Annotated in this window: 10 protein-coding genes; 8 read left to right on the forward strand and 2 right to left on the reverse strand. The window is 61.2% G+C overall.

Annotated features, from left to right (window positions below):
- Positions 1 to 2 precede the first annotated feature (2 nt).
- Positions 3 to 1,454 carry an Asp-tRNA(Asn)/Glu-tRNA(Gln) amidotransferase subunit GatA gene (gene gatA, locus ACA051_RS04355; protein ID WP_497308034.1) on the reverse strand — a complete coding sequence of 484 codons (1,452 nt, stop codon included), beginning with the start codon at positions 1,452 to 1,454 and terminating at the stop codon, positions 3 to 5.
- A gap of 16 nt (positions 1,455 to 1,470) precedes the next feature.
- A complete protein-coding gene (gene gatC, locus ACA051_RS04360; RefSeq protein ID WP_007901429.1) occupies positions 1,471 to 1,758 on the reverse strand; it encodes an Asp-tRNA(Asn)/Glu-tRNA(Gln) amidotransferase subunit GatC in 288 nt (95 codons plus the stop codon).
- 210 nt (positions 1,759 to 1,968) lie between these two features.
- Here gatC and mreB point away from each other — a divergent pair, with 210 nt between their 5' ends.
- The 8 genes from mreB (at position 1,969) to tldD (ending at position 13,292) form a co-directional block, all read left to right on the forward strand.
- The gene (gene mreB, locus ACA051_RS04365) at positions 1,969 to 3,006 is read left to right on the forward strand and encodes a rod shape-determining protein MreB (protein WP_002555108.1); all 1,038 of its coding nucleotides are present in this window, start codon (positions 1,969 to 1,971) and stop codon (positions 3,004 to 3,006) included.
- A gap of 176 nt (positions 3,007 to 3,182) precedes the next feature.
- Complete coding sequence (mreC, locus tag ACA051_RS04370) at positions 3,183 to 4,280, forward strand: rod shape-determining protein MreC (protein WP_497373647.1); 1,098 nt, start codon at positions 3,183 to 3,185, stop codon at positions 4,278 to 4,280.
- Positions 4,280 to 4,771, forward strand: a complete 492-nt coding sequence (gene mreD, locus ACA051_RS04375) for a rod shape-determining protein MreD (RefSeq protein WP_461957232.1) — start codon at positions 4,280 to 4,282, stop codon at positions 4,769 to 4,771. Before mreC ends, mreD begins: the two co-directional genes overlap by 1 nt.
- A gap of 44 nt (positions 4,772 to 4,815) precedes the next feature.
- Positions 4,816 to 5,412: a Maf family protein gene (locus ACA051_RS04380; RefSeq protein ID WP_497308037.1), complete on the forward strand. Its 597-nt coding sequence runs from the start codon at positions 4,816 to 4,818 to the stop codon at positions 5,410 to 5,412.
- A 57-nt stretch (positions 5,413 to 5,469) separates the two neighbouring features.
- On the forward strand, positions 5,470 to 6,927 hold the full coding sequence (rng, locus tag ACA051_RS04385; protein WP_010463355.1) for a ribonuclease G: 1,458 nt from the start codon (positions 5,470 to 5,472) through the stop codon (positions 6,925 to 6,927).
- A gap of 75 nt (positions 6,928 to 7,002) precedes the next feature.
- Positions 7,003 to 10,806: a YhdP family protein gene (locus tag ACA051_RS04390; RefSeq protein ID WP_497373649.1), complete on the forward strand. Its 3,804-nt coding sequence runs from the start codon at positions 7,003 to 7,005 to the stop codon at positions 10,804 to 10,806.
- 178 nt (positions 10,807 to 10,984) lie between these two features.
- Positions 10,985 to 11,845 carry a carbon-nitrogen hydrolase family protein gene (locus ACA051_RS04395; RefSeq protein ID WP_497373651.1) on the forward strand — a complete coding sequence of 287 codons (861 nt, stop codon included), beginning with the start codon at positions 10,985 to 10,987 and terminating at the stop codon, positions 11,843 to 11,845.
- A gap of 4 nt (positions 11,846 to 11,849) precedes the next feature.
- Positions 11,850 to 13,292, forward strand: coding sequence for a metalloprotease TldD (tldD, locus tag ACA051_RS04400; RefSeq protein WP_497297416.1), 1,443 nt, complete (start codon positions 11,850 to 11,852; stop codon positions 13,290 to 13,292).
- Positions 13,293 to 13,304 lie beyond the last annotated feature (12 nt).

A 13,304-nucleotide genomic window follows, 5' to 3' on the forward strand; every position in this document is an offset into this window, starting at 1 on the left:
CCTCAGAAGCCGGTTGGGGTGCGGGTGTGCCAGTCAGTGTTCAACTGATACTGATGGGCAACGTTCAACAGGCGACCTTCCTGGAAATACGGGGCGAGCAGTTGCACGCCGACCGGCAGACCCTCGACGAAACCGGCAGGCATGGACAAGCCCGGCAGGCCCGCGAGGTTGGCGGTGATGGTGTAGACGTCTTCCAGGTATGCAGCCACCGGGTCGCTGTTCTTGGCGCCGAGCTTCCAGGCCGGGTTCGGCGTGGTTGGGCCGAGGATGATGTCGACTTCATTAAAGGCCGCCATGAAGTCGTTCTTGATCAAGCGACGAATCTTCTGCGCCTTCAGGTAATAGGCGTCGTAGTAACCGGCGGACAGCGCGTAGGCGCCGACCATGATCCGGCGCTGCACTTCCGGGCCGAAACCTTCGCCACGGGAGCGCTTGTACAGGTCGATCAGGTTGACCGGGTTTTCGCAGCGGTGGCCGAAACGCACGCCGTCGAAACGCGACAGGTTGGAAGAAGCTTCTGCCGGGGCGATCACGTAGTACGCGGGGATCGCGTGCTGCATGTTCGGCAGGCTGATTTCCTTGATCACGGCGCCGAGCTTTTCTAGCTCCTTGACGCTGTTGTGGATCAACTCGGCGATGCGTGGGTCGAGGCCGGTGCTGAAATATTCCTTCGGCACACCGATGCGCAGGCCCTGCAGCGAACCGTTGAGGCTGGCGCTGTAATCAGGCACGGGCTCGTCGATGCTGGTGGAATCCTGCGGATCGAAACCGGCCATGCCTTGCAGCAGGATTGCGCAGTCTTCGGCAGTGCGGGCCAACGGGCCGCCCTGATCGAGGCTGGAGGCGTAAGCGATCATGCCCCAGCGCGAAACACGACCGTACGTCGGTTTCAGGCCTGTGAGGTTGGTCAGTGCCGCGGGCTGACGGATCGAGCCGCCGGTGTCGGTGCCGGTAGCCGCCGGTAACAGGCGCGCCGCGACCGCCGCAGCGGAACCGCCGGACGAACCGCCCGGAACGTATTCGAGGTTCCACGGGTTTTTCACCGGGCCGTAGTAGCTCGACTCGTTGGCCGACCCCATGGCGAATTCGTCCATGTTGGTCTTGCCCAGGGTCACTGCGCCGGCAGCGGCCAGCTTGGCAACGACCGTGGCGTCGTACGGTGCCTTGAAGTTGTCGAGCATCTTCGAGCCGCAGCTGGTGCGGATACCCTGGGTGCAGAACAGGTCTTTGTGGGCGATCGGCGCGCCGAGCAGGGCGCCGCTCTCACCGTTGGCGCGGCGTGCGTCAGCGGCTTTCGCCTGCTGGAGCGCCAGGTCTTCGGTGAGGCTGATGAAGCTGTTGAGCTGAGGATCGAGCTGGGCGATACGCGCCAGCAGGGTCTTGGTCAGCTCTTCGGAAGAAAACTTTTTATCGGCGAGTCCGCGGGCGATCTCGGCCAGAGTCAATTGATGCATTGCAGGCTCTTTCCCTTTAGTCGATGACTTTCGGAACCAGGTACAGGCCGTTTTCGACCGCTGGTGCGATGGACTGATAGGCCTCGCGATGATTGGTCTCGGTCACGACGTCTGCACGCAGGCGCTGGCTGGCTTCCAGTGGGTGGGCGAGCGGCTCGATACCGTCGGTATTGACCGCCTGCATTTCGTCGACCAGCCCGAGAATGCTGTTCAGGGCTGAAGTAATGTGTGGAAGATCGGCATCATTGAGGCCAAGGCAGGCCAGATGAGCGATTTTTTCCACGTCGGAGCGTTCAAGCGCCATGGGAATCTCCAGTGGAAAACAGAACGGACGGCGTCCGTGTGTTAGATTGTCGGAACACTACCGCATTTCTACGGTCATAAGGCCGCGATTGTGGGGGTTGGTGCACAGAAAAGCGGCCAATTTAACATATTGGCGCCTTGCCCAAAATCCCTGTCGTTGTTAGAGTTTGCCGCACTTTTTTACCCACGCGTTGCCTAGGGTCCCTTTCCCATGTTCAAGAAACTGCGTGGCATGTTTTCCAGCGATCTTTCCATTGACCTGGGCACTGCCAACACCCTTATTTACGTGCGCGAGCGCGGTATCGTCCTGAATGAGCCATCGGTTGTGGCTATTCGGACACACGGTAACCAGAAAAGTGTCGTTGCTGTCGGCACCGAGGCGAAGCGCATGCTCGGCCGTACGCCGGGCAACATTGCTGCCATTCGTCCGATGAAGGACGGCGTCATTGCCGACTTCAGCGTCTGCGAAAAGATGCTGCAATATTTTATCAACAAGGTTCACGAAAACAGTTTCCTGCAGCCAAGCCCGCGGGTGCTGATTTGCGTTCCGTGCAAATCCACCCAGGTTGAGCGTCGTGCCATCCGTGAATCGGCCCTTGGCGCCGGTGCTCGTGAAGTGTTCCTGATCGAAGAGCCAATGGCTGCTGCGATCGGTGCCGGCCTGCCGGTTGAAGAAGCGCGCGGTTCGATGGTGGTCGATATCGGTGGTGGTACCACTGAAATCGCGCTGATCTCCCTGAACGGTGTGGTTTACGCCGAATCCGTTCGGGTTGGCGGCGATCGCTTCGACGAAGCGATCATCACCTACGTGCGTCGCAACTACGGCAGCCTGATCGGCGAATCGACTGCCGAGCGCATCAAGCAGGAAATCGGTACGGCCTACCCAGGCGGCGAAGTGCGTGAAGTAGACGTTCGTGGCCGTAACCTGGCCGAAGGCGTTCCGCGTGCCTTCACCTTGAACTCAAATGAAGTGCTGGAAGCTCTGCAAGAGTCCCTGGCCACCATCGTTCAGGCTGTGAAAAGTGCGCTGGAGCAATCGCCTCCGGAACTGGCTTCCGATATCGCCGAGCGTGGACTGGTGCTGACCGGTGGTGGCGCCTTGCTGCGTGACCTCGACAAGTTGCTGGCCCAGGAAACAGGTCTGCCGGTGATCGTTGCCGAAGACCCGCTGACCTGCGTTGCTCGCGGCGGTGGCCGTGCATTGGAAATGATGGATAAACACACCATGGACCTGCTGTCGAGCGAGTGATCTCGCCCGATGCATCTATGCTGTTGAGCGCGCAGGCGGCACTTTGCAGTGCTGCCTGTTGGCGTTTATCTTCTGTCAGTCTGCATCCAGGCCGGTCTGCCGTATGAATAAACAAAACATTTGCCTGGGAGGAGCGGCTTATTAAACCGCTTTTCACCAAAGGGCCTTCACTGGGCGTGCGCTTGTTGGTGCTGGTCGTGCTATCGGTCGCGCTGATGGTGGTCGATGCCCGCTTCACACTGCTCAAGCCAGTGCGTAGCCAGATGTCGCTGGTGCTGATGCAGTCTTACTGGATCACCGACCTGCCGCAGCGGCTATGGCAGGGTGTGGCCAGCCAATTCGGCAGCCGTACCGAACTCGTCGCCGAAAACGAAAAACTCAAGACCGAAAACCTGCTGTTGCAGGGCCGCATGCAAAAGCTGGCCGCCCTCACCGAGCAGAACGTTCGGCTGCGCGAGTTGCTCAATTCCTCTGCGTTGGTCAACGAAAAGGTCGAAGTGGCCGAGTTGATCGGCATGGACCCCAACCCCTTCACCCATCGCATCATCATCAATAAAGGTGAGCGCGACGGTGTGGTCCTCGGTCAGCCGGTACTCGATGCCCGCGGCCTGATGGGCCAGGTGGTCGAGTTAATGCCTTACACCTCCCGTGTACTGCTGCTGACCGACACCACCCACAGCATTCCGGTGCAGGTGAATCGCAACGGTCTGCGGGCGATTGCCAGCGGCACCGGTAACCCGGAACGCCTGGAACTTCGTCACGTAGCGGACACGGCTGATATCAAGGAAGGCGATCTGCTGGTCAGTTCCGGCCTCGGTCAGCGATTCCCGGCCGGTTACCCGGTCGCGACCGTCAAGGAAGTGATCCACGATTCCGGCCAGCCGTTTGCCATCGTGCGTGCCGTGCCGACCGCCGCGTTGAACCGCAGCCGTTACCTGCTGCTGGTGTTCACCGACGGTCGCACCGCCGAAGAGCGCGCCAACGATGCTGCCCAGGCGCAAGAAGCGCTGGACCAGCACGGTGGTGGGCCGATCATTCCGGCGACCGTGCCTAAACCCGTTCCGGCAACCGTGGTGGTGCCCGTCGCAGCCGCTGCGCCTGCCGCAACGCCGGCAGTACCCGCACCGGCGGCAACCCCGGCCAAACCGGCGGCCGCCAAGCCACCCGCATCGCAACCTGCCGCAACCAAACCGCCCGCCACTCAACCGGCTGCGGTGAAACCTGCCGCCAAACCGCCTGTCTCCGCGCCGGCTTCCACTGGGGGACGAGAATAATGGTCGGTGCTACCGCATCCCGAAATGACTGGATGATCTGGCTGACGTTTGCCATTGGCCTGCTGCTCAGCGTTTCACCACTGCCGCAATTCATGGAAATCCTCCGCCCGCTCTGGCTGGCCTTGCTGCTGGCTTTCTGGGCGTTGTACTTGCCGCAGAAAGTCGGCATGGTCACCGCGTGGTGCCTGGGCCTGGCCGAAGACGTGCTCTACGGCACCTTGCTGGGCCAGAACGCGTTGATCCTGACCCTCATCACTTTCCTGGTCCTGTCGCTGCAACAGCGCCTGCGCATGTTCCCGATGTGGCAACAGAGCCTGGTGATCCTGGTGATTTTCGGCCTCGCGCAGCTGGTTCAACTATGGCTGAGCGCCCTGACCGGCAACCGTCAGCCGACCCTGGCGCTGGTACTGCCGGCCTTGGTCAGTGCATTGCTCTGGCCATGGGTCAGCTACGGTTTGCGCGGGTTGCGTCGACGCTACAAGATCAATTAATTCGGTCAGGCATTTGCCCATAACCTCGACAGGGAGATGTCTTGATGAGAAAGCTTTATCTGGCCTCAGGCTCGCCGCGTCGGCGTGAACTGCTCACGCAGATCGGCGTGCCGTTCTCCGCCATCAGCGCGGACATCGATGAAACCCCTTTAGCTCAAGAATCCCCGTCGGCCTATGTCGAGCGCCTGGCGCGCGGCAAAGCCGAGGCCGGGCGCGGCGCGGTCGTGTCCGCCGCCGATTTTTGCGTGCTGGGTGCCGACACCGCCGTGGTGCTCAACGGGAAAATTCTCGGCAAACCGGTGGACGAAGCCGAGGCGTGCGCCATGCTTATGATGTTGGCCGGTCAGGAACACGAAGTATTGACCGCCATCGCGGTGCTTGACGGTGAGCGTTGTGAGTCGCGGGTAGTGCGCAGTCTGGTGCGTTTTCGCAGCATCGCTCGCGATGAAGCGGCGGCCTACTGGGCCAGTGGTGAACCCCGGGACAAGGCCGGTGGCTATGGCATTCAAGGCCTGGGCGCGGTGTTTGTCGCCGGGCTCAATGGCAGTTACTCGGCGGTGGTTGGACTGCCGCTGTGCGAAACCGCTGAGCTGCTCGGCCATTTCGGCATACCCTGTTGGCAAACCCTTAACGCGCGCTGAGCGTCGTACTGACAAGATGCGGCCATTATCGTGAACATGCCTGAACGAGACCCTGCCATGAGTGAAGAGATCCTGATCAACATCACGCCGATGGAATCGCGCGTGGCGGTGGTCGAAAACGGTGTCCTGCAAGAGGTCCACGTCGAGCGCACGCAAAAGCGCGGGATCGTCGGCAACATCTATAAAGGCAAGGTCGTGCGGGTATTGCCGGGCATGCAAGCCGCCTTCGTCGATATCGGTCTGGACCGCGCCGCGTTCATTCACGCCTCGGAAATATCCCTGCGCGAAGGCCCGGCGGTGGAGAGCATCAGCGCGCTGGTTCACGAAGGCCAGAGTCTGGTCGTTCAAGTCACCAAGGACCCGATCGGCTCCAAAGGCGCACGCCTGACCACTCAGCTGTCGATTCCGTCGCGCTATCTGGTGTACATGCCCCGCACGGCCCACGTCGGCATTTCGCTGAAGATCGAAGACGAAGCCGAGCGTGAACGCCTCAAGCAAGTCGTCACCGATTGCGTGGCCAAAGAAGGCATCAAGGAGGCGGGCGGTTTCATCCTGCGTACCGCCGCCGAAGGGGCCGGCGCCGATGAAATCCTCATGGACATCCGCTACCTGCGCCGTCTCTGGGATCAGATCAACGAGCAGATCAAAACCATCGGTGCGCCGAGTGTGATCTACGAAGACCTAGGCCTGGCGTTGCGTACCTTGCGTGACCTGGTCAGCCCGAAGATCGAAAAGATCCGCATCGACTCTCGGGAAACCTTTCAGAAAACCACACAGTTCGTCGCCGAACTGATGCCTGAAATTGCCGATCGTCTTGAGCATTACCCCGGCGAGCGGCCGATTTTCGACCTCTACGGCGTCGAAGACGAAATCCAGAAAGCCCTCGAGCGCAAAGTGCCGCTCAAGTCCGGCGGTTATCTGGTGGTCGATCCGGCCGAAGCCATGAGCACCATCGACGTCAACACCGGGGCGTTCGTCGGCCATCGCAACCTCGAAGAAACCATCTTCAAGACCAACCTCGAAGCCGCGACCGCCATCGCCCGCCAGCTGCGTCTGCGCAATCTGGGCGGAATCATCATCATCGACTTCATCGACATGGAAGACGAAGAGCACCAGCGCCAGGTGCTTCGTACCCTCGAGAAGCAGCTGGAACGCGACCATGCCAAGACCAACATCATCGGTATTACCGAGTTGGGCCTGGTGCAGATGACGCGCAAGCGCACCCGCGAAAGCCTCGAACAAGTGTTGTGCGAACCGTGCAGCAGCTGTCAGGGCCGCGGCAAGCTAAAGACGCCGGAAACGGTCTGCTACGAAATTTTCCGCGAAATCCTCCGCGAGGCGCGCGCCTATCAAGCGGAAGGCTATCGTGTATTGGCGAACCAGAAAGTCGTCGACCGTTTGCTCGACGAGGAGTCGGGCAATGTCGCCGAGCTGGAAGGATTTATCGGACGCACCATTCGGTTCCAGGTGGAAACCATGTATTCCCAGGAACAATACGACGTGGTGCTGCTCTGAATCGCTGTGTTTCTACCTTACTAGAACGGCTGGCCTCAGCTTTTTGCAGTATTTTTGCCATGGGAGCCAACTGACATGGAACGTCTGACACGCATTTTGGCCGCACTGACCCGCTGGGGTCTTGGCCTGTGCGCGTTGGTCCTGGTGTTGATGGCGTTATACGTCAGCCTCGGCCGGGAGCTGACGCCTCTGGTGGCCGAATACCGTGCCGACGTCGAAACCAAAGCCAGCGCCGCCTTGGGCATGCCGCTGCAAATTGGCAAGCTGGAAGGTAACTGGAGCGGTTTCGCGCCGATTTTGCTGGCGCACGACGTGACGGTCGGCGAGGGCGCCAACGCCCTGCACCTGGATCAGGTGCGAGCGGTGCCGGACCTTAGGGAAAGCCTGTTGGCTCGCGAAGTTCGCATTGCCCACCTGGAACTCAACGGCCTGAAGATCAGCCTCAAGGAAGGCGCGGATGGTCGTTGGGCGCTGGAAGGGTTGCCGGTGCAACAGGACCAGCCGCTTGATCCGGAGCAGTTGCTCAACCGCATGCAAATGGTCCAGCAGCTGTCGGTGATCGACAGCCAGGTGACCTTGCAGCCACTGGACCACCCGCCGCTGACCCTGACCTACGTTGGCCTGAATCTGAAAACCGGCGTCTACCGCCAGCGCCTCGATGTCCGTCTAAACCTGCCAGACGGCCAACCGGTGGCCATGAGTGTGCACACGCGTATTCGCGCCAGCCAGTGGAAGGACGGTGAGGCCGAGGCCTACCTGAGCCTGCCGCAAAGTGACTGGTCGAAATGGCTGCCCGAGCGTCTGACCCGGCAATGGAACTTCTCCGAGCTCAAGGCCGGTGGCGAGCTCTGGGTGAACTGGGGAAAGGGCACGTTGCAAAGCGGCGCCATTCGCTTGAACGCGCCGCAACTCAAGGGCGCCTATGCCGATCGCAAGCCGATCCAGATCAACAATCTGGCGCTCAACGGTTATTTCCAGCGCAGCACCGAAGGCATGCTGGTGACCCTGGACTCTCTGGCCATGAACTTCGGCGAGACCCGCTGGGAATCGCATCTGCAACTTCGACAGAGCGCCGCCACCGACAAGGCTGAAGAACTCTGGCATTTGCAAGCCGACCGCCTCGATCTCACCCCGCTCACGCCGCTGATTAACGCCTTGGGGCCTCTGCCCGAAGGCGTTGCCACGGCGATCGAACGACTCAAGGTGACCGGTGGGCTGCGCAATGTGCTGATCGACCTGCGGCCCAATGCCACCGACGACAGTAAGTTCAGCTTTGCCGCCAACCTCGATCAGGTCGGCTTCGACGCGTATCACGGCGCTCCGGCAGCGCGAAATGTCAGCGGCAGCATCAGCGGTGACCTCGGTCAGGGTGAATTGCGGATGGACAGCAAAGACTTTGTCCTGCACCTGGACCCGATTTTCGCCAAGCCATGGCAATACATTCAGGCCAACGCCCGGCTGACCTGGAAGCTCGACAAAGAAAGCTTCACCCTGATCGCGCCGTACCTGAAGGTGCTGGGGGAGGAGGGCAAAATTGCCGGTGACTTCCTGATCCGCCTGCATTTCGACCACACCCAGGAAGACTACATGGACCTGCGGGTCGGCCTGGTGGACGGCGACGGTCGCTACACCGCCAAGTACCTGCCGACCATGCTCAGCCCGGCGCTGGACGAATGGCTGCGCACGGCGATTCTCAAAGGCGCGGTGGACCAGGGCTTTTTCCAGTATCAGGGCTCGCTGAACCATGGCGCCGCCGAGACGGCGCGCAGCATCAGCCTGTTTTTCAAGGTGCACGATGCCGAACTGTCCTTCCAACCGGGTTGGCCACATGTCAGCAAGGTAACGGGCGATGTGTTTGTTGAAGACAGTGGCGTGCGGATCCTGGCCAGCAAAGGCCAGTTGCTCGACACTCAGGTTCGCGACATTTACGTCAATATTCCCCATGCACCGGAAGGTCAAAGCGTTCACCTGTTCCTCGACGGTGGGTTTTCCGGCGGATTGGGCGACGGCCTGAAGATTCTTCAGGAAGCGCCGATCGGCACCGCAGACACCTTCGCAGGTTGGGAAGGTGAGGGCGATCTGCAGGGCAAGCTGAAGCTGGATATTCCGTTGGTCAAAGGCGAGCAGCCAAAGATTCTCGTCGACTTCAAGACCGCCAAGGCGCGTTTGAAGCTGGCCGAGCCTTCCCTGGAGCTGACACAGCTCAAGGGTGATTTCCGTTTCGACAGCGCCAAGGGCTTGAGCGGACAGAACATCACCGCGCGCGCCTTCGATAAACCGGTCACCGCGCAGATTTTTGCCGATGGCAGTGCGGGCAACCTCAAGACCCGAGTCACCGCCTCCGGACATGTAGAGGTCAAGAAACTCACTGACTGGTTGAGCGTCACCCAGCCATTGCCGGTGTCCGGTCTGATCCCGTATCAACTGCAACTGAGCCTCGACGGCCCTGACAGCCAACTGTCGGTCAATTCCAGTCTCAAAGGCGTGGCGGTCGATTTGCCGGCGCCGTTCGGCATGTCCGCCGATGCTGGCCGCGACACCACGTTCCGCATGACCCTTCAGGGGCCGGAACGGCGCTACTGGGTCAACTATGGCGAGCTGGCAGACTTCACGTTTGCGGCGCCGCCCGGCAATTTTGCCGACGGTCGTGGCGAGTTGTTCCTGGGCGGCGGCAGTGCCGTGCTGCCGGGCGCCAAAGGGTTGCGAGTGCGTGGCGTGCTGTCGGAGCTGGATGTCGGACCGTGGAAAGATCTGGCGGACAAGTACGCCGGTCAGGATCCGGGCGGCAGTGCCAAGCAGCTGCTCAGCAGTGCGGACTTCAAGGTTGGCAAGCTCAGCGGTATCGGCACTACGCTCGATCAGGCGTCGGTGCAGTTGAACCGCAAACCGGCCGCGTGGGCCTTGCTACTCGACAGTCAGCAGGTCAAGGGCAGCGCGAGCATCCCCGATGCGAGAGGCGCGCCGATTGCGATCAATCTGCAAACCGTGCGGTTGCCGGCGCCAGACCCGACGGTCCTTGCCGACGAAAACTCACCGGATCCACTGGCCTCGGTGGACCCGACCAAGATCCCGGCACTGGATATCACCATCAATCAGCTGTTCCAGGGGCAGGACCTCGTCGGCGCCTGGTACCTGAAAGTCCGTCCGACCGCCAAGGGCATCGCGCTCAATACTCTGGATATGGGCCTCAAGGGCGTTCTGCTGCAGGGCAGTGGCGGCTGGGAGGGCATACCCGGCAGCTCCAGCAGTTGGTACAAAGGGCGGATCAGCGGCAAGAATCTTGCTGACGTGCTGAAAGGCTGGGGCTTTGCACCGAGCGTCACCAGTGAAGAGTTTCACATGGATGTCGACGGTCGCTGGCCCGGTTCACCGGCGTGGCTGGCCACCAAACGTTTCTCCGGCACCCTTGATGCCTCGTTGAATAAAGGCCAGTTCGTTGAGGTCGAAGGCGGCGCCCAGGCCCTGCGTGTATTCGGCCTGCTCAACTTCAATTCCATCGGTCGTCGTCTGCGCCTGGACTTCTCCGACCTGTTTGGCAAAGGCTTGAGTTATGACCGGGTCAAAGGTCTGTTGGTCGCGACCAACGGTGTTTATGTGACGAAGGAACCGATTCTGCTGACCGGCCCGTCGAGCAACATCGAACTGAACGGTACCCTGAACCTGGTGGCCGACCAGGTTGACGCGAAACTGCTGGTGACTTTGCCGGTGACCAACAACCTGCCGATTGCCGCATTGATTGTCGGCGCACCGGCCATCGGCGGCGCGCTGTTCCTGATCGACAAGCTGATCGGTGACCGCGTGGCACGTTTCGCCAGCGTCAAATACACCGTCAAAGGCCCATGGAAAGAGCCGAAAATCACCTTCGACAAGCCTTTTTGAAAAGCCACTCTCCAGATCTATGGAGTAGCATGGTCCTCGGTTCTGATGCTTCGCCCCTGACCTTTGTAGGAGCGAGGCTTGCCCGCGAATCGACGCACCGCGGTGTGTCAGGCAAGATGCCTTCGCGAGCAAGCCTCGCTCCTACAGGGTTGTGTTGATTCCCGATAAGGAAAAGGCCATGTCTTTTGCGGTGATTCAAATGGTCAGCCAGAGCGATGTGCTGGTCAACCTGGCCCGGGCCCGGTATCTGCTTGAAGAAGCGGCAGCAGGCGGCGCGCAGCTGGCGGTGCTGCCGGAAAACTTCGCCGCCATGGGCCGTCGCGACATTGCCGACATCGGTCGCGCCGAGGCGCTGGGCGAAGGTCCGATCCTGCCGTGGTTGAAACAGACCGCCCGCGACCTCAAGTTATGGATAGTGGCCGGCACCTTGCCGTTGCCGCCGCTGGACCATCCGACGTCCAAGGCGCATGCCTGCTCGTTGCTGGTCAATGATCAGGGCGAAACGGTGGCGCGCTACGACAAGCTGCACCTGTTCGACGTGGACGTGGCGGCCAACCGCGGGCGTTATCGCGAATCCGATGACTATGCTTATGGCAGTGGGGTCGTGGTGGCGGACACGCCCGTCGGCCGGGTCGGTCTGACGGTGTGTTACGACCTGCGCTTCCCGGAGCTATACAGCGAGTTGCGAGCTGCGGGCGCGCAATTGATTACCGCGCCGTCGGCGTTTACCGCGGTGACCGGGGCGGCGCATTGGGATGTGCTGATTCGCGCACGGGCCATCGAGACTCAATGTTATGTGCTCGCGGCCGCCCAGGGTGGGACGCATCCGGGACCTCGAGAAACCTGGGGGCACGCCGCAATCGTCGACCCTTGGGGACGGGTGCTGGCACAACAGAATCAAGGCGAGGCCGTGCTGCTGGCCGAACGCGATAGCAGCGAACAGGCGTCCATCAGGGCGCGGATGCCGGTGTCCAGTCACCGGCGCTTTTTCTCGCAGGGCGCACAGCGACCTGCCCAGAACGACGAATTTAAGGCGTAAACATATGAGCGAGTTGTTGTCCTCCGTCAGTGAACACCTCCTGGCGCCCGGTGGCGTAACGATCGAGAGCCTGCAAGGTGTGCTCGGCGATCTGGCCGGTCCGGGCATCGATGCCGCGGATCTGTATTTCCAGGGGCAGATTTCCGAGTCCTGGGCGCTGGAAGACGGGATCGTCAAGGAAGGCAGCTTCAACCTCGACCAAGGTGTGGGCGTGCGTGCGCAATCGGGTGAAAAAACCGGTTTCGCTTACAGCAATGCCATCACCCTCGAAGCCCTCGGCGCAGCGGCCCGTGCGGCGCGTTCGATCTCCCGCGCCGGGCAGAACGGCACGGTGCAGGCGTTCACCACGGCGGACGTCGCCCAGTTGTACGGGCCGGACAACCCGTTGGAAGTGATGAGCCGCGCGGAAAAAGTCGAACTGCTCAAGCGTATCGACGTGGCAACTCGCGCCCTTGACCCGCGTATCCAGCAAGTCACCGTGAGCATGGCCGGGGTCTGGGAGCGCATTCTTGTCGCTTCGACCGACGGCAGCCTGGCCGCCGATGTGCGGCCGCTGGTGCGCTTCAACGTCAGCGTGATCGTCGAGCAAAACGGCCGCCGTGAACGCGGGGGGCATGGCGGTGGCGGTCGTACCGATTACCGTTATTTCCTCAGCGATGACCGCGCCATGGGCTACGCCCGTGAAGCGCTGCGTCAGGCGCTGGTCAACCTTGAAGCCATTCCTGCGCCGGCCGGTACGTTGCCGGTGGTGTTGGGTTCGGGTTGGTCCGGCGTGCTGCTGCACGAAGCGGTCGGCCACGGTCTTGAAGGTGATTTCAACCGCAAGGGCAGCTCGGCCTACAGCGGGCGCATGGGCGAGATGGTTGCGTCCAAGCTGTGCACCATCGTCGATGACGGCACGCTGGCCGGTCGTCGCGGTTCCCTGAGCGTCGATGACGAAGGCACCCCGACCGAGTGCACCACGCTGATCGAAAACGGCGTGCTCAAAGGCTACATGCAGGACAAACTCAACGCCCGCTTGATGGGTGTGGCCCGCACCGGTAACGGTCGCCGTGAATCCTACGCGCATTTGCCGATGCCACGAATGACCAACACCTACATGCTGGCGGGCGAAAGCGACCCGGAAGAAATCATCAAGTCGGTCAAGCGCGGCATCTATTGCGCTAACCTCGGCGGCGGGCAGGTGGACATCACCAGCGGCAAGTTCGTGTTCTCCACCAGCGAGGCGTATCTGATCGAAGACGGCAAAATCACCGCCCCGGTCAAAGGCGCGACGTTGATCGGCAACGGCCCGGAAGCCATGAGCAAGGTGTCGATGGTCGGTAACGATCTGGCGCTGGACAGCGGGGTGGGGACATGTGGCAAGGATGGGCAGTCGGTGCCGGTGGGTGTCGGCCAGCCAACGCTGAAAATCGATGCGATCACTGTGGGTGGCACAGGATCGTAAAAGGATGGAGCT

This window comes from Pseudomonas sp. LBUM1669, from assembly GCF_059695705.1.

Coding starts and splice junctions, on each gene's coding strand:
- gatA (WP_497308034.1), bottom strand. CDS start 1,454: ATGCATCAATTGACTCTGGCCGAGATCGCCCGCGGACTCGCCGATAAA.
- gatC (WP_007901429.1), bottom strand. CDS start 1,758: ATGGCGCTTGAACGCTCCGACGTGGAAAAAATCGCTCATCTGGCCTGC.
- mreB (WP_002555108.1), top strand. CDS start 1,969: ATGTTCAAGAAACTGCGTGGCATGTTTTCCAGCGATCTTTCCATTGAC.
- mreD (WP_461957232.1), top strand. CDS start 4,280: ATGGTCGGTGCTACCGCATCCCGAAATGACTGGATGATCTGGCTGACG.
- ACA051_RS04380 (WP_497308037.1), top strand. CDS start 4,816: ATGAGAAAGCTTTATCTGGCCTCAGGCTCGCCGCGTCGGCGTGAACTG.
- rng (WP_010463355.1), top strand. CDS start 5,470: ATGAGTGAAGAGATCCTGATCAACATCACGCCGATGGAATCGCGCGTG.
- ACA051_RS04390 (WP_497373649.1), top strand. CDS start 7,003: ATGGAACGTCTGACACGCATTTTGGCCGCACTGACCCGCTGGGGTCTT.
- ACA051_RS04395 (WP_497373651.1), top strand. CDS start 10,985: ATGTCTTTTGCGGTGATTCAAATGGTCAGCCAGAGCGATGTGCTGGTC.
- tldD (WP_497297416.1), top strand. CDS start 11,850: ATGAGCGAGTTGTTGTCCTCCGTCAGTGAACACCTCCTGGCGCCCGGT.